Raw genomic sequence first — 16734 nt, forward strand, 5'->3', positions numbered from 1 at the left:
CATAGCGCCGCCGCCCCCCGCGGCGCCCCCCGAACCTGCGCCCGTGACGTCTGCGCCGCCTGTCGGCGCCGCGCCCGCCGCGCCGCAAACGACAAATCCAGCGCCCGCGCAGACCGCCGTGAAAAAGCCAAAGCCGAAACCCGCGCCCCCGCGCGAGACGGCGCTTTCCGACGATCCGACGCCCGCATTGCAGCCTCAAACATTTTTCACCACATCGAAGGCGGCGGACCGCTATCGGCAGATCGTCGATCTCGGCGGATGGCCGAGAGTGGGCGTCTCCCTTCGACCCGGCGCGAAGGGACCTGCGGTCGCGGCGCTGCGCCGGCGCCTTGCGGCCGAAGACGACAGCATCGTCGACACGGCGAAAGAGAAGTGGGACGCCGATCTCACGGCGGCGGTGAAGCGCTTTCAGTATCGCCTGGGGCTGAAACAAACGGGCGTCGTCGCCGGCGCAACATTACGCGAACTCGACGTGCCGGCGGAGACCCGCTTCCATCAGCTCGAGTCCACCGCACAGCGGCTCACCGCGTTCGATTTCGCCTTTGGCCCGCGCTACATCGTCGTCAACATTCCGTCGACGGCGGTCGATGCGGTGGAAGATGATCGCGTCGTGCGCCGCTACGCCGCGATCGTCGGCGATCCCGAGCACCATTCGCCGGAACTGCACGCGAAGGTCGTCGCGGTCAACATCAATCCGACATGGACGGTTCCGGTCTCGATTATCAAGAACGAGATCGCGCCGAAGATGGTGAAGGATCCGTCCTATCTCCAGCGCTCGCATATTCGCGTGCTGAACGGCCATGGCGAGGAGGTCGATCCGCGCTCGATCAACTGGGCGAGCGAGCGCGCCGCCCAATATACGCTGCGGCAGGATTCCGGCGCGAACAATTCGCTGGGCTCGATCCGCATTTCGATGCCCAATTCCCACTCCGTCTACATGCATGACACGCCGTCGCGAAATCTCTTCGCCAATGACTATCGCTTTCTGTCGCATGGCTGCGTGCGCGTGCAGGGCGTCGTCGATCTCGCGGCTTGGCTGCTCGACGGCGAATCCGGCCCGCAGATGAGCAAGGATGAGATCAACGCAAAAATCGCGTCGGGCGAACGCGAGGAGGTGCGGCTGACGCAGCATGTGCCGGTGGCGTGGGTCTATATGACCGGCTGGGCGTCGGCGGACGGCCTCGTGCATTTTCGCGACGACGTCTATCATCTCGACGAAATCAGCGGCGTCGCCGAGCAGTAGGACTCGTTGGTTTGCATGGCCGGGATGTCATTCCCGGCGGACCGAAGGTCCGACCGGGAATCCAGAGCGCTATTCAAGTTCTGGATTCCCGATCACGCGCGGCGCGCGTGTCGGGAATGACACCCAAACGCATCGTCCGTGTGAGCGCTACAGCGTCACGCGGTAGCGAACGAAACTGTCAGCTTCAACGAATGAATCATAGAGGCGCCGCGCGCGTTCATTGCCGGCTTGCGTGTGCCAATAGAGGCGCGCCCATCCGCGCGCGCGTCCAAGATCGATGAGGTCTTGAACGAGCGCGCGGCCCAAGCCCGCGCCCCGAGCCGTCGGATCGACGAAAAGGTCTTCGAGGTAACACGTCGGCGAGGAGGTCCAACTGCTTTCATGCAGCACGGAGACCGAGAAGCCGACGACGCGCGCGTTTCTTTCCGCGATCCGTCCAATCATCGTGGAGGTCGGATCGAGCAGGCGGCGCAAGGTCAATTCCGTCACGTCGATCGGCACACACGTTGCGTAAAATTCATTATAGCCTGACCAGAGCCTGCGCCACGCCGTGGCGTCCGACTCGCGAATGTCCCGGATGAGCGTCATTCGTCTTGCGCTCTCGCGCTTTCGTGCCAGCCGCGCAGCAGAACATAGGAGAGCGCGGCGAGCGCGCCATAGATCGCCAGCCCGCTCAGCGAGATGAGCGCCAGCGCCGCGAACATGCGCGGGATGTCGAGACGGAAGCCCGCCTCGACGATGCGATAGGCGAGTCCCGTCCCCTGACCGGATGCGCCCGCGGCGAGCTCCGCGACGATGGCGCCGATGAGCGCCAGTCCGCCGCCGATGCGCAAGCCAGCGAGGAATTGCGGCAGCGCCGAGGGCAGTCGCAGATAAATCAGCTTCTGCCATGGCGAAGCGCGATAAAGGTCAAAAAGATCGCGCAAGCCGAAGTCGACGGAGGCGAGTCCGAGCGACGTATTCGAAAGAATCGGAAAGAAGGCGACCAGAAAAGCGCAGACCAGCACCGCATTGCCGGGTTGCAGATACACGAGCAGCAAAGGCGCAATGGCGATGATCGGCGTCACCTGCAAGGTGATGGCGAAGGGCAGCAGCGCGCGCTCCAGCCATTTTGACTGGGCGATGAGAAGCGCCAGCGCCACCCCGCAGACGGTGGCGACGATAAGCGCCTCGACGGTGACCCCGAGAGTCACCAATAGTGACGAGAACAGGAGTTCACGGTCTTCGATCAGCTTGGCGAGGATGACGCTCGGCGCCGGGAGAATATAGGGCGGGATGTTTTTCCACCGCACGAGCGCTTCCCACAGCGCCAAAGCAGCGAGAAGAACTGCGAGCGGCACGCCGATGTCGCGCCACGCGATCGCGGGTCGGTTCGGAATCACGGCGTCGCCTCTTCGATTGAGACGCGAAGCGCCCGCGACGCCCGGCGACACACGTCGGCGAAGGTCCTGCTCGACCGATAGTCGTCGTCGCGGGGGATCGCAGGATCGATCTCGATTTCGTCGATGATGCTGCCGGCGCGCCGCGACATCACCACGATGCGCGTCGAGAGATAGGCGGCTTCGAAGACCGAATGAGTGACGAAGACGATCGTCGCGCCGAACCGGCGTTTGAGCGCAAGCAGATCGTCATTGAGTTTGAAGCGCGTCACTTCGTCGAGGGCGGCGAAAGGTTCGTCCATCATCATTAGCGTGGGCCGCGTCACCAGGGCGCGGGCGATGGCGCAGCGCATTCGCATCCCGCCGGAGAGTTCTCGCGGCAGGGCGCGCGAAAAGTTGAGAAGACCGACATGCGCGAGCGCCTCTTCGATGCGCGGCGACGCCGCTTCTCGCGCAACGCCCTTAAGTCGCAGCGGCAGAAAGACATTGTCGAAGACGCTCGCCCAGGGCAGCAGCGTCGCATCCTGGAATACGACGCCGATATTGTTCTTAACTTGAGGCGCGTTCCAGTCGATCGCGCCGGCGGTCGGATTCGCCAGCCCCGCGATCAGCCGCAACACCGTCGACTTGCCGCAGCCGGAAGGACCGAGCAGCGTCAGGAACTCGCCTTCGCGCACGTCGAGATCATAGTCGGCGAGGGCGACGAGCCCGCTTGGGAAGGTCTTGCCGACGGCGCGCAGCGCAACGAGCGCGGGCGCCGTCACTTGCGTCTCTCTGACCGCCGAAGCGCCGAGCGTCATTTCGGCCGTAGCTCCATGCCGACCTTCTTGCCGATAAAACGCAGCGTGTAGCCGCGCCTGTAATCGATGTCGGCGGGAACCACGCCGGCCTTCGCCATCTTGTCGAAAAAGCTCTTCATCCGCGCATCGGTGATCACGCCGACGCCATGGGTCAGCGCGTCTCCGGAATCGACGATCCCGCGCGCCTTCATTTTGGCGAGGGAATAGGCGATCTGGCCGTCGGTCATCTCCGGATTGTCGCGCTTGATCATTGCGTTCGCCTGAGCGTTATCGCGGTAGAGGTAATTGTACCAACCGACAATCGAGGCGTCGACGAAGCGCTGCACGAGGTCGGGGGTTTTGGCGATCGTGTCGGCGCGCGTCTCGATCGTCGTCGAATAGCTGTCATAGCCGTAGTCATGCAAAAGAAAGACGTTGGGCGTAAAGCCGCCTTGGCGCTCGATGGCGTAGGGCTCCGAGGTGAGAATCCCCTCCTGGATCGACGTCTTGTCGGCAAGGAAAGGCGCCGAGTTGAAATTATAGGGCTTGGCGTTTTGGTCTTTGAAGCCATAGGCCTGCTTCAGCCATTGCCAGACGGAAGCGCGCATGTCGCTGGCGATGAAGGCCGTCGCCTTCGGCAGATCTTCGAAACGATCGAGGCCGACACCGGGATGCGACATGAAAATCACCGGATCGACCTGAAACATGCTGGCGACGGTGACGACCGGCACGTTCTGCTGCACCGATTCGAACATCTGAATGGTGTTGGCGCCCATCGCGAAGTCGACCCGGCCCGCGGCGAGCAGCAGCCGCGCGTTGAGCTGCGGGCCGCCCTGCAGAATGGTTACGTCGAGTCCGTAGCGCGCATATGTGCCGTCGGCGACGGCCTGATAGAAGCCGCCGTGCTCGGCCTGCGCCCGCCAATCGGTGGCGAAGCGCACCTTGTCGAGCGCGAGGGCGGGCGCGGCAATAATGATGATTAAGACGAAAGAGAACAGCCTAGCTATATGCAGTGACATAAAGGTTCTCCATCCGTCATCTCTTTTACGATCAAGCCGCTGGCAGTTGTGAATAAAGGTGCCCCAATTCTCGTACGGCTTCGCGGAAGTCCAGGTCATCGCGTGAGACGACGAGGGGGAGAGTGTCGACGAGCTTTGGCAGGAAACGGACTCCAAACTTACGGAGTCTATCAATTTCAGCTTCATGCATTGCTCTATCGCGCCAAGGCAAGCGACCTTCCCAAAACCATTCTTGCTTGGTAAATGTAATTCTTTCCCATGGGTTCATTCTCTCAGGCGAAAGGCCTTGCCGAAGGCGCCACATCGGACAGTAGTCTCTAGAAAACAACACTTGAGAATCGTCAGCTTCCGTCCAAATGCCATAGGCAAGGTAGAGACGCATAGGGATAAAAAGTTCCTCGGCATTCCGAGGCGTCACGTACTCGAAGTCGGCTGCCGCCGCGCGGCCCGACTGGTGAGTGACAATAAGAGTAGGTTTGCCGAAGCTCTTTAATATTACCATCTCGCCATCGCGGCCTGGGCTTTTCAGTTTTCCAATTGCGCCCCTTTGACGACGCTCAGCAAGCGGTAGCTCACGCAATCTGAACAGCCTTGTTTGGATTTCGAGTTGTTCACGGATGTTGGTGTCCTGTGGGCCAAACAGTCGACTGAAGCCGAGAGCATAAAGTGCGTCGCCGCTTGTCAAGTTGAGCTCGCGAGCAAGAAGCTCACTCATATGAGTCTGATCTTCAGGAGAAGGTGTAGTCGTCACATCGAAATCGGGCGTCCCGCCAGAAAGCGACGTTTCCAAATCATGCCAATCTCTGTACCCTGAAGAGCGAGCGACGGCTCGTTGAGCGGCCGATAGCGAACATCCGGTCGCCATCGAGATTCTCTTTGCCGCAGTCTTTGGGCGAGACATTTTCTGAAAGATGATGCGACTCATGACCGTCTCCAGTGGCGCGCATATCGAAGACGTGTCCACTAGGTCCGATGGCGCCAAAGAAGAGTGCCATGGTAAGACGTATCCTTGCCTGTCAGGCTTCGCCAATGTGGACGGCGCGGGAGGTAACTCCGCAAACAGCATAATTCAGAGCAGCCGTGATTTTGTCAACTGCGACGCTGATCGCTCTATATCCCGCTCGACTTCGACGAGAAATTGAAGCCTTCGACGAGCATCGCCGGCGCCGCCGGCGCGCCGCCTTCGCCCGCCGCGCGCCAGGTCCGACGCGTTGGACCGAGCGCTTTGATGTTGCTGAACAGCTCGCCGAGTCGCTGATTGAAGCGCATGTTGCGCATCGGCGCGACGATGCGGCCGTTCTCGATGAGAAAATTGCCGTCGCGCGTGAGGCCGGTCAGCAGCAGGCTCTTCCGGTCGACGATATTGGTGTACCAAAACCTCGTCACCAGGACGCCGCGCCGCACCGAGCGGATCATGTCGTCCAGCGAAACGTCGCCGCCCGACATCACGAAATTCGGCGCGAAGGGAATTGGTTCGGATCCGGTCTTTTGCGCCCAGGCGCGTGAACGATAGAGCGTCGTCACAACGCCGTTCTCAACGAAGGCGCGGGCGCGATGCGGCACGCCCTCGAAGCCGAAGGCCGCTTCCGGCGCCAGCGGGTCGGCGGGATCAACGCGGATCGTGAGCTGTTCGTCAAAGAGCTTCTCGCCCAAAAGCGCTCCGCCGCCAGGACGCGCGAAGAAGCTTCTCCCCTCGTCGGCGGCGCGCGCCTCCATTGTTCTGATGAGCCAAAAAGCGAGCTCGGTCGTCGCCTCCGGCTCGAGAACGACGGTATAGGCGCCGGGTTCGAGATCAACCGGCGTCGCGTCATGGGCGCCCTTGGCGCAGGCGACGCGCGCGATCGCCGCCGCATCGAGTCGATCCGCGAAGAATTGATGCGCGCCGGCCCAGCCCGACCAAGCGTCGGCGCGGTTGCGCGCCGTGGCGGAGAGATCGATTTCGCTGCGCCGCTCATAGGCGAAGAGGCCGGCGCTCGTCGCATATGCATCGAATCGCCTGGCTGTCGTCGCGCAGCCGAAGGTGTCGACGCCGATGCGCGCGCCCTCCTCGATGACGCGCGCCGCCGCGTCGGCGAGGGCGTCGAGGCGCAGATTGGCGGTCGCGTCGTCATAGCGGTCGGAGAAGCCGTAATTCTGCGGGCCGAGCGGCGCGACATAATCGGGGTCGACGGGCAACAATCGCGCGATCTCTTCCGAGCGCGCCACGGCGGCGGCCAACGCCTCGTCGTCGAAACGCGAGATGCTGCAGGAGCCGATGCGCCCGCCGATGTGCGAGGAAATGCGCAGAGTGGCTTCGGCGGTCGCAAGATTGGTCGTCGCGCCGCCGCGCGCGAAGCGCAGACTTTGATCCAATCCGCCCTGAATCTGCACGGCGCAGGCGTCGGCCTTGGAACGCGCGAGAACTTTGTCGGCGATCGACTTTGCGTCGTCTGAAGAAAGGAACATGCGCTATGCGTCGTCGCTCGTGTTCAGCACGCGCACATTGCGAAAGAGCGCCGGGGGGCTGCCGTGCGAGACCGGCGCCACCTGCACCGGCTCGGCCTTGCCGCAGGTGAAGGTGCCGTCGAGATGATAGGCGCTCGCGTCGCATAGCCCTGCGAGAGAGTTCCAAAATTGCGTGGTGCGGCCCTGATAGGCGCCGTCGCGCAGCAGTTCGCCGAGCTTGCCGTTCTTGATCTCAAAGAAAAGCTGTCCGCCGAACTGGAAGTTGTCGCGCTGCTGATCGATGCTCCAGCTCCCCGCGCCGACGACGTAAATGCCGTTCTCGACGTCGCTGATGAGATCGCTGAAGGAGCATTTCTGAGGATTGGGCTTAAGCGAAATATTCGGCATGCGTTGAATGGGAAACGTCGTGGGGCTGTCCGCATAGGCGCAGCCGTTCGAATGCGACAGGCCGATGAGATGCGCCTGTCCAAGCGCCATCTGGAAATTCCTGAACACGCCCTTTTCGACGATGGCGAAGTCGGCGGCTTCGGCGGGGGCGCCGTCGTCGTCGTAACCGATCGTGGCGAGCGCGCCGGGTTGCGCGCGATCGGCGACGATCGTCATCAATTCGGAGCCGAACTGCAGTTCGTTGAGCATATGGGGTTTGACGAAGCTCGTTCCGGCGAAATTCGCCTCCCAGCCGAGCACCCGGTCGAGCTCGGTCGAATGGCCGACCGTCTCGTGAATCGTGAGCCACAGATTCGTCGGGTCGATCACAACGTCGCAATCGCCTGGCGTTACGGGTTTTGCATCGAGCTTCGCGCGCGCCTCCTCGCCGGCCTGCGCGGCCTCCTCGATCAGGCCGGCGCCGACGACATAGTCCCAGCCGGCGCCGCGCGCCGGCGCCAGGCAGTCGCGCGTCGCGAAACGGCCGCTGGCGCGATCGACGGCGGTCGCCTGAAAGCTTGGCGCGACGCGCGTGCGGGTCTGATGAATCCGGCTGCCAAGACTGTTGGCGAAGAATCGCTCTTCGCAGGTCGCCGAAAGCGACGCTGAACAGAAATCCGCGCCGTGATCGCGCGCGCTGGCGATGATCGAAAGCAGCAGGTCGGCCTTCTCGCCGGCGGACACTGCAAGGGGATCGATGCCCATCGGCATGATCCATTCGGCTTCATGCACGGGCAAACGCTCGAGCGCGATCGGCTGGAACTGTATCCGCTTCACCGCGCGGGCGTTCTCCAGCGCGCGCTCGACGCCATCGCGCAGGCTCTGCGGATCGAGCCGCCGCGCGCCATAAAATCCCCAGCAGCCGTCGAGCAATACGCGCACGCCAAAGCCTTGCGACGCGCGCTCGTCGAAATTTTCCAGGCGATCGTCCTTGGCGAAGGCGTATTCGCGCCGGGTTTCGCCGATCCTGACGTCGGCGTAGCTGGCGCCGCTTCGCTTCGCGGCGGTCAGCGCGATATCGGCAAGATCGTAGAGCAGCGCGCGGCCCAACGCGAAGGCCTCGCCGCCCCTCGGGCGTGAGGCTTCGGTCGTCGCAGGCGTGGCCGCTGGCGCCATTGGTCGCTCCAAAAATCCCTCATATGGTGGTCGTTTCGGCGACGATTTGCAATCGTCGTGTTACGGTTGCGCTTCGCCGTTCCATCCGCATGCGGCGAGCGCCTCGCCCATATGTTCGGGCGGCGCGGCGACAGCTTCCACGGGCGGCTTCCCGTCCTGCATCGGCACGCTCACCGCCCGCGCATGAAGATGCAGAGGGGCAGCGTCCTCGCGGCGACCTGAGCCATAGATCGGATCGCCGAGAATGGGCCACCCCATCGCCTGCGCATGCACGCGGATCTGATGCGTGCGGCCGGTGTGGGGCGTGAATTCGATGAACGTCAACGCGTTGTCCACACTTCTGCCAAGCACGCGCCAGGAGGTTCTGGCGGGCAGTCCAAGCGGATCTGGCCGCATCCACCAGCCGCGCGTGGCGTCGAGCCGCCCGAGCGGGAGGTCAATTTCGCCTTCCTCGCCCGTCGGGGCGCCTTCCACCACCGCCCAATAGGTCTTGCTAATGCGGCCGGACTTGAACAGCCTGCCGAGCCGCTCGAGGGCCTTGCGGTGGCGCCCAAGCACGAGGCAGCCGGACGTATCCTTGTCCAGTCGGTGGGCGAGCGCCGGCGGCCGGGGCAGGCCAAAGCGCAACTGGTCGAAAGCGTATTCAAGGCTTGCGCCGCCCTTTGGTCCACGATGGACGGCGACGCCCGCGGGCTTGTCGATGATCAGCATCAGCCCGTCGCGGTGGAGCAGGCGAGAGAGGAGGTCCATCAGCGGCTTATAGCAGCGAGGTGGGCAAGACGGCGCTATTTCACGGCCGGCGCGGCCTTTCCGAGCGAAACCGCGCCGCCGATGAACGCTCCGTATTTGTGGAAATATTCGTCAGTCAGATGGACGCCGTCCCTCGTGTAACACCGCTCGTGTCCTTCGTAGCGATCGATGAAAGCGTCATATTCGAGAGTGTTGAGTTCGGGATGGTCGCGCCACAGCGCGACACGATAGAGGTCATTCACCTGTCGCTCGCAGTCATCATAGAAGCAGCCCAATATCGAGCGCTTGAGGGCGCTGTAGAGATTCGGCGGCCTGAAATTCCGCTCGTTGACCCGCGGTATGGAGATGAGTTCGACGTCGTCGACGTCGGCAAAATACTCGACGAGCTTTTTCGTATATTCGACATAGGCCGATGCGCCGACGTGTTGTATCGCGTCGTTGATCCCGTTCATCAGGATGACCTTGTCCGGCTTCTTGTCCTCGAACACGCGGTAGAGCTTGTATTTGGGGAATTTCTCGCGCAGTTCGGCGTAGAGCAACCGTGAGTTGCGGCCGGCAAAACCGAGACTGCACGCCTGGACGCCGCGGCCTTCAAGTCTTTTTGAGACGGCGCGCGGCAGTTCGGGGAGGATCTTTCCGTCCGAGGCCCAGGATTCGCCGATGACAAGGATCCTGTAGGCGTCCCCGCCGCCGTTCACATTGGCGCAGTAGAGCGTCGGCTCATCGGACCGCTTCAGGCTGAGAAGCGTCAGCCCGCTTGTGACGGCCAGAACAACCGCCAGTTTGTGCGCCCCGGGGAACATGGCGAACCCATATCCCGGCGACTGGACTCAAGCAAATTTCTGGATGCGCTTGTCCCCGCGATCGATCCGATCACATGATTCCATGTGATCGGGGAAGCGCTAGGCGAATGCCGGCGCGGCGCTTGCCGGCGTCGCCGAGGGGACTGCGCCGGGCGCGACCATAAGCCGGCCATGCACCCAGGAGGCGCGCACTCTATTGATCGGTCGATCGAACAGCCGCCAGATCAGGTAGGAGGCGACGAAGATGATGACGAGCGCCTCGGAGCAGAGCAGGGCGCGATCGAGATATGAGCCTTCGCCCGTCTTGAGCGCGCCAATGATGGACCAATGCAGTAGATAGAAGATGTAGGAGAGCTCGCCCAGCATTCGGTCCTTGGCGCCGCTCGCCTGCTGCGTCGTATAGAGCGCCCAGGGCGTCATCATCACCGCGATGACGAGATTCATCTTGTCGCTGAAGGCGAGCAGCTCCTGCTTTTCGCCGAGCATCATGTCCTTGGCGAAGATCAGCGCGCAGAGGAACAGCGTCGCGAGCGTCGTGAACAATGCGCGATAGGCGAAGGCGCGATTGGGCTTCAAGTCGTGGCTCGCCGCCGCGACGCCGATTCCAAAAAACAAAAGGAAGGGCGCGACCGTGGCGGAGCCGCCGAGCCAGGGCGCCCCGGCCGAAACGACAAGGCAGATCAGCAAGAGAAAGATGTTTTTCGAAATGAGAAAAATGATCGCCGGCGCGATAAGATAGAATTGCAATTCCACATCCAGCGACCAGCCGGGAATGTTCGCCTGGAACGGCAGCGTGCTGTAGCCGAGGATCATGATGTTGGAGAAGAGCTGATGCATCAGACCGCCGAAGGCGATGGGCGCGTCGCCGCGCCAGAGCAGCAGCGCCCAGGCGATCGCCGAGCAAAGAGCGAAAACCGGCGCGATGCGCCACACGCGCGAAACGAGATAGGTGAAATAGGCCGACGTGGTTTTCGAATAGGTGTTCTTCCACATCGCCGCGACCCAGTAGCCGCTGAGCACGAAGAAGACCAGCACGGCGGACATGCCGAGGTTGAAACTGGTCGTGTGGTGGAGGAAAACCGCAAAGGCTAAAGTCAGCCGCAGGGCGCCAGGCGACGCGAATTTGTCTGTTCCCATCGCCATCGCTGCTCCACGGCTGGCAGGAGATTTCCTTTAAATGCGCGACGTCGACCTTAATATTGATCCGGGAGTGGAATGCTGTGGCAAGAGGTCGCGACGAGGGCCATATGGCGCGACATTGCGTCGCGATTGCCGCGGCGGCCGGTTCGTCGCTCTGCGTGTGCGTGGGCTTAGAGAGTGGTGGGCGCGTGTGGTCCAAGACGTGTGGTCCACGACACGTCGACATGCGCGCCGAGCGAGCGATCCGGCAACGTTGAAACTTTGCTTTCCGAGGAACGATGGCGATCATATCTCCGACTCCCAAGCTGCGCGTCACGGTCGCTTTCGGCGTGGCGCGCCTCTACATCGAAAATCCCGCCAAGCGGAACGCGTTCGACTTCGAGATGTGGCGCGCGCTGCCGTCGCTGCTGCGCGCCGTCGATGCCGCTGAGGAAGCGCGCGTCCTCGTCATCAGCGGGGCGCCGGGTTTGCCGTTCTGCGCCGGCGCCGACATCAGCGAATTCTCCAACCTGCGCGCGACAAGCGAAGGCGGGCGCGCGTACGAACAGGCCAATGTCGAGGCGTTCGACGCGATTTCGAATCTTTCCAAACCGACGATCGCGGCCGTGTCGGGCTTCTGCTTGGGCGGCGGATTCGGAATCGCCGCGGCCTGCGACCTGCGCATCGCCGATGCGCAAGCGACATTCGCAATTCCGGCGGCGAAGCTTGGCGTCGGCTATCCGCCCTCGGCGATGGCCTATGTCGTGGCCGCGGTCGGCCCGCAACTCGCATTCGACCTCTTTTACACGGCGCGCCGTCTCACCGCGAACGAAGCCAAGGAGCGCGGCTTCGTCAGCCGCCTCTTCGCCACTGAGAGTTTCGAGGGCGCGGCGCATGCGCTCGCTGAAACGATCGCCGCTGGCGCGCCTTTGACATTGCGCGCCGCCAAGGCGGCGATCCGCGCCGCCGCGCGCCTGCCCGGCGCGTCGTCGCATGAGCAGTGCGAAGCGCTGACGAGCGCCTGCTTCGACAGCGCGGATTACATGGAAGGGCGCGCCGCGTTCTTGGAGAAGCGCGAGCCGAATTTTAGAGGGAGCTGACGTTACTCGCAGCCGTGGCGCGCGCCGTGGCGATGGGGAGAGATTGTCGCCAGCGTAAACGCCCGCTTTGCTTACGCCAGGGCTTCGAACTCGGGTTAATTTCAGCTCGCTTTCAGCCGTCATGCCCGGCCTTGCGCCGGGCATCCACGCCGGGACATCGCGCAACGCATCGTGCGGAGACGGCGCGTGGATGGCCGCGACAAGCGCGGCCATGACGCGGTGAGAGGGACGCCTTGTTCACCTGGAATCGGAGCCTTGGTTGCTTATGCAGGTCGGCTTGACGGCGTAAGCGGCGCGGCTACTCTCATAGAGACTGCATATGCCTGCCCCGTTTAGCGGCGGAATCGCGGGAAGGTTGTCTTGAGGCTTTTCAACAAGTGTTTGCGCAAATCATCGCCTGCCGCCGGGGGTCGGCAGCGCCTCGGCGCGCTTGTGTTTTCCGTGATGCTGGTCGGCAGCGCGGCGCCAGCCGGAGCGGGGGAAAACTACAGAGGTCACGATCCCGACTCCTACGAGTGCAGTTCGGATTACCAGATTCTCAACCGCTTTTCCGCGCCGCCCGGCGTTTCCGCGGCGCGCTCGACCAAATATTCGGACGTGAAGTTCACCCTTGAGAACAACGTCATCTCGGTCAAGGACGCATCGAATTCGAGGGATTTGGCGTACATCGCCGTCGGAGAAGGTGCCAAATATTGTGTCTTCAAAGACATACAAAGCTATGATCGAGCAAAAGAATTTTTGCCGACGACTGAGAGATGTGCAATAAAGTACTTCATTTTTCGTATAAGAATTGTGATAGACGCCGAGTTGCCGGTAAGAACGTTTTCATTGCAAGGCTCACCACCGGAGTTCGACAGAATGGATCATATTGTCGATATTAGTGTATATCGGGCAGCAGATCGCAGAAAGAGCGTTTCTGCTGCTGGTTGCAACGAAGTTGGAAACAGTCCAGATAGCCCTTTCTTTGCCATAGGTATTCATGGACTGAGGACTGCCAACAAGTCTGCTCTCAACGTTATAGAAGAATTGCCGTTTGGTCAGACTTCTTCTGTCTATGAGCGCAAAGCTCTGAAGAAGGCAGGGCCAGGAGTTCCGCTGCCGAAGTAGAGCACGGTGACAGGAAAAATACGGCAGTGAAATGTTCAGCAAAACTGAAAGACGTGTGTGCTATTTTGTACTTATTATGGTCGTTTTATCGTTTGTGACTATTGGCATTTTGCCGTGTTTTCGACTTAGTCAAGATTTATGGCCATATGACTATGGGCATGACGCCACAGAGTTCGTTTTGTCCGCGCCTCGTCAAAACCAAATCTTGAATCTGAACCAGCTGTTCTCTGCGGATACAATATGCATTGTTCCGCCCGAGGCCAACGTGAACGAATTTATTCGAAGGGCGCTTCCTGAAAAGCAGATTTCAGTTCCAGGTGAAGATGATGATTATTCGAGCAATGCAGCGCGCTGGCGCATTGTCGCGAGCTGGGATGCCACGCCGCTCGTGAAAGTTTTCGACGTATGGTCAACGACGACGTCAAAGAGAAAATATCCTTTGGAACTATCAGATAAAGATAGAGATGCGCCAGGCGCCATCTGTTCCAGGCGACTTCTAGTGAAAATAGAAGCAATAAACGGTGAAGTGACAGCGACAGTGCAGTAAACGTTGGCGGACCGCCGGTTAGCAGCAGCCCCCGGCTGGCGTATCATCTGTCCGCGCTCGCCTCCATCTCAAGAGATTCCAAAATCTCGCTTGGCTTTCGCGCCAACACGTCAAGCGCGTTGACGCCTTTCGGCGCAACGAAACGCAGATGCAGGCGCTTTGGCTTCTCGATATAGGCCGAAACCGCGTCGGCGATTCGCTTGGCGTTGGCGCCGCCGCCGCCGAGCGCCGTAATCGCCGTCGCGGCGGCCTTGGCGTAATCGGCGCGCGCCTTGTCGACGGATGTCTTCTGCTCCTTGGCTTCAAGCGCGAGCACGCGATCGACGAGACCATCGCCTTCGAGCGTCAGGTCGATCGACTTGATCGATGTTGCGAGCGTCGCCGCGCGGGAGATGAGGGGCGAAGACGAGAAGGCCGCGCTCGACACATTGCCGAACAGCGCGGAGAGTCGCGCCACGCCCATGTTCTTCGCGTCGATCGCGACCGGCTCCAGCGCCGCTTCGGACGTCTTCTCGCGCCACTCTCCAGCGGCGAGTCCGGAGAGCGCGAGCTCCTGATAGCCAAGCGCCAAAAAATGCGCGGTCGTCTGGGTTTCGCCACGCGCCGAAAGATCGACGACGAAATTGTCGATCCGGCCCGAGAATTTCGTCGGCGTCGTTTCGACGAAATTTGCGAACGTCGCGCTTACATTCTCGACGCTGAATTTCATGCGCGACGTTTCGTTGGTCTTGGGATCTGGCAAATCGGCGGCGACGCCGCGCATCTCTATGTGCGCGAGCTTGGGATAGGCGGCGCCTTCTAAAACCGGAGACAGCTGCAGTTCATTCAGCGCACATCGCTTGATCGACAGATGGCCGCCGTCCGACGCGGCGAGCGAAAACTCGTCGAAAAATATCTCGCCGGCGCCGGCGCCCGCCACTTTGCGCATGCCGGCGCGCGCGATCTTCGCCGTGAAGGGCTGTCCGGCGGGTTCGCCTTTGCCGGCGGCGACGACATCGTCAACGTCGATCGACGCCGCCTCGAAGGATTGGAGCGCATCGAGGACATCGCGCATTAACGCTGGATCGCTTTCGGGTTTTGCCGGATCGACCTTCTCGAATCTTTCAACGAGTTTGCCGGCGGGAGTCCGCAGCGCTCGCCCACGCACGCCCTCGATCTTCAAGCGACCCGTCGTCAGGACGAGATTGGCGCTCGTGTCTTCGAGGCGCGACGATTCGACGATTTCCTCCTCGACCAATGGCTTCAGCGGTTCATTGGCGTCGCCGCGCGCGGAGAGCGCCAGACGCGCGAGTTCGGCCAGATCGACGCCCTTGGCGATAGAGGCGCCCCAGGAGACGCGCTGAACGCCGCCCTTCGCGGAGTCGATTGTTTCCTCGCCGCCGTCGCCGCGCACGGTCGCGGCGCGTCCCGAAACGACATTTTCGAAGACAAGCTTGCGATAGGCGGCGCGTGCAACGCCCGAATCCTCGCGGCTTTCGCTCGACATCGCCGGCACGGCGATTCGCCGCGCCGAAATACGCGCGAGACGCGCCGCGACATCGGCGTCGCCGCTCAAAAATAAGGTCGCCAATTCACCCGCCGGCAGACTCGCGCCTTCGATTTCGATGTGCGGGATATGATAGGTCGTCGCGCCGAGCGTGAGGACGAGATTGTCGAGCGTGACCGGCTTTTCGCCGGCGCCCGGCGAAGGCGCGGCGAAACTCATCAGCAAAAGCGACGTCGCGACGCCGATGGCGAGGGATTTGCGCATTAGAAAACCTTGGGAAGACGAACGGCGAGAGCTTGCACGCCGCGCCTTTCGGGGTAAAGAGGCGCGTAGTTTCGTCGCAGCCGGCGTTTAGCGAGGGGCGGCGCGTGGCGGCGCGGCGGCGCCGTGATAGAGAGGCCGCATGCGTCGACTCCTGCTCCTGCGCCATGGCAAGGCCGACCGGCATTCGGCCGGCGGCGACCGCCAGCGTCCGCTCACCCGTCGAGGGATGGAGGATGCGCGGCGTATGGGCGAGTTTCTGCGCGACGCCGACATCGTGCCGGGCCTCGCCGTCGCCTCCGATGCGCGTCGCGCCAGGCAGACCCTCGATCAGGTGCTGGACGCTTTTCCAGGCCATGTCACGCATCTGATCGAGAATACGATTTATCTTGCGACCGTCGACCATCTGGTCGAGATTTTGCGGCAGACGCCTGACAAGGTCGCGACGCTGCTCGCCGTCGGCCATAATCCCGGCTTTGCCGAACTCGCCTCATGGCTCGCCGGCTCGGGCGAGGCCGATGACTTGGCGCTGATGCGCTCTAAATTCCCAACGGCGGCGCTGGCGATGCTCGACTTTGAGACCGATCATTGGGGCGACGTCGGCAGGGGCGGGGCCCGACTTGCGCGCTTCGTCACGCCGGGCATTCTACGGGGCGAGGCGACGGAAGACCCCGACTAGCGCAGTCGCAAACCCGCAAAGAGCGGCCATGCTGATCGAAGCGCTCCTGACGATGCTGGCCCTAGCCGCGCCGCACAAGGCGCCGGCGGCGCTCGTCGCGCCCTCGTCGGCGTTCGCTGCGACGCCAAGCCCCGCCTATCAGCCGCAAACGCGCGCCGTGGACAATTGGCGCTTCGAAAGCGCGCTGGCGCTGGAGATGGCGCCTGTCGCCGCGATCCGCCGGGCGTTCGGCGCGGAGGCCGGCGAGCCGGCCCGCTGCATCAAGCTCAACAATTACTGGTGCATCAAGAGCGCGGGCTGGAGCGGCGAGATCGCCGCCGACGCCGATGGCCATGTCGCCTTCGCATCGGCGGAGGAGGGCGCCGCCGTCGCGGCGCTGCTGCTGCGCCGATATTACGTCGACTATGGGCGGCGCACCGCGCGCGCTATCGTCGAGCGCTGGGCGCCGGCGCAATGTTCGCTCGTCCTCGCGCCC

Annotated in this window: 16 protein-coding genes and 1 pseudogene; 6 read left to right on the forward strand and 11 right to left on the reverse strand. The window is 62.3% G+C overall.

The window, feature by feature from the left end:
• Positions 1–1243: L,D-transpeptidase family protein (locus tag NEI07_RS04470; protein WP_256033006.1), on the forward strand; the 1243-nt coding region annotated here is incomplete at its 5' end.
• 147 nt (positions 1244–1390) lie between these two features.
• On the opposite strand, the gene NEI07_RS04475 is transcribed toward NEI07_RS04470, so the two are convergent.
• The 10 genes from NEI07_RS04475 to NEI07_RS04520 form a co-directional block, all read right to left on the reverse strand.
• A complete protein-coding gene (locus tag NEI07_RS04475; protein ID WP_256033007.1) occupies positions 1391–1831 on the reverse strand; it encodes a GNAT family N-acetyltransferase in 441 nt (146 codons plus the stop codon).
• Entirely contained in the window at positions 1828–2625 is a 798-nt protein-coding gene (locus NEI07_RS04480) for an ABC transporter permease (RefSeq protein ID WP_256033009.1), read from the reverse strand. Before NEI07_RS04480 ends, NEI07_RS04475 begins: the two co-directional genes overlap by 4 nt.
• Positions 2622–3422: an ABC transporter ATP-binding protein gene (locus NEI07_RS04485; RefSeq protein WP_256033011.1), complete on the reverse strand. Its 801-nt coding sequence runs from the start codon at positions 3420–3422 to the stop codon at positions 2622–2624. Before NEI07_RS04485 ends, NEI07_RS04480 begins: the two co-directional genes overlap by 4 nt.
• The gene (locus NEI07_RS04490) at positions 3419–4420 is read right to left on the reverse strand and encodes an ABC transporter substrate-binding protein (protein ID WP_256033012.1); all 1002 of its coding nucleotides are present in this window, start codon (positions 4418–4420) and stop codon (positions 3419–3421) included. The genes NEI07_RS04485 and NEI07_RS04490 overlap by 4 nt, the downstream gene beginning before the upstream one ends.
• A gap of 31 nt (positions 4421–4451) precedes the next feature.
• Entirely contained in the window at positions 4452–5345 is an 894-nt protein-coding gene (locus tag NEI07_RS04495) for a hypothetical protein (protein ID WP_256033013.1), read from the reverse strand.
• Between the two features lie 185 nt (positions 5346–5530).
• The gene (locus NEI07_RS04500; RefSeq protein ID WP_256033014.1) at positions 5531–6865 is read right to left on the reverse strand and encodes a TldD/PmbA family protein; all 1335 of its coding nucleotides are present in this window, start codon (positions 6863–6865) and stop codon (positions 5531–5533) included.
• Between the two features lie 3 nt (positions 6866–6868).
• Positions 6869–8407: a TldD/PmbA family protein gene (locus NEI07_RS04505; protein WP_256033015.1), complete on the reverse strand. Its 1539-nt coding sequence runs from the start codon at positions 8405–8407 to the stop codon at positions 6869–6871.
• Between the two features lie 60 nt (positions 8408–8467).
• Positions 8468–9157, reverse strand: coding sequence for an RluA family pseudouridine synthase (locus tag NEI07_RS04510; RefSeq protein ID WP_256033017.1), 690 nt, complete (start codon positions 9155–9157; stop codon positions 8468–8470).
• Positions 9158–9192: 35 nt separating this feature from the next.
• Complete coding sequence (locus tag NEI07_RS04515; RefSeq protein WP_256033019.1) at positions 9193–9960, reverse strand: SGNH/GDSL hydrolase family protein; 768 nt, start codon at positions 9958–9960, stop codon at positions 9193–9195.
• Between the two features lie 99 nt (positions 9961–10059).
• On the reverse strand, positions 10060–11103 hold the full coding sequence (locus NEI07_RS04520; protein WP_256033020.1) for an acyltransferase family protein: 1044 nt from the start codon (positions 11101–11103) through the stop codon (positions 10060–10062).
• A 275-nt stretch (positions 11104–11378) separates the two neighbouring features.
• On the opposite strand from NEI07_RS04520, the gene NEI07_RS04525 reads away from it, so the two are divergent.
• The 3 genes from NEI07_RS04525 to NEI07_RS04535 all read left to right on the forward strand — a co-directional run bounded on the left by NEI07_RS04525 (position 11379) and on the right by NEI07_RS04535 (position 13833).
• The gene (locus NEI07_RS04525) at positions 11379–12179 is read left to right on the forward strand and encodes an enoyl-CoA hydratase (protein WP_256033021.1); all 801 of its coding nucleotides are present in this window, start codon (positions 11379–11381) and stop codon (positions 12177–12179) included.
• 360 nt (positions 12180–12539) lie between these two features.
• Positions 12540–13286, forward strand: a complete 747-nt coding sequence (locus NEI07_RS04530; protein WP_256033022.1) for a hypothetical protein — start codon at positions 12540–12542, stop codon at positions 13284–13286.
• A 31-nt stretch (positions 13287–13317) separates the two neighbouring features.
• Positions 13318–13833, forward strand: a complete 516-nt coding sequence (locus NEI07_RS04535; RefSeq protein WP_256033024.1) for a hypothetical protein — start codon at positions 13318–13320, stop codon at positions 13831–13833.
• Positions 13834–13876: 43 nt separating this feature from the next.
• On the opposite strand, the gene NEI07_RS04540 is transcribed toward NEI07_RS04535, so the two are convergent.
• Complete coding sequence (locus NEI07_RS04540) at positions 13877–15583, reverse strand: hypothetical protein (RefSeq protein WP_256033026.1); 1707 nt, start codon at positions 15581–15583, stop codon at positions 13877–13879.
• Between the two features lie 139 nt (positions 15584–15722).
• On the opposite strand from NEI07_RS04540, the gene NEI07_RS04545 reads away from it, so the two are divergent.
• The gene (locus NEI07_RS04545) at positions 15723–16259 is read left to right on the forward strand and encodes a SixA phosphatase family protein (protein WP_256033027.1); all 537 of its coding nucleotides are present in this window, start codon (positions 15723–15725) and stop codon (positions 16257–16259) included.
• Between the two features lie 28 nt (positions 16260–16287).
• Positions 16288–16734 (forward strand): annotated as a pseudogene (locus NEI07_RS04550) (hypothetical protein); the annotation flags it as partial.

The organism is Methylocystis suflitae (genome assembly GCF_024448135.1).
Classification (GTDB): Bacteria; Pseudomonadota; Alphaproteobacteria; order Rhizobiales; family Beijerinckiaceae; genus Methylocystis; species Methylocystis suflitae.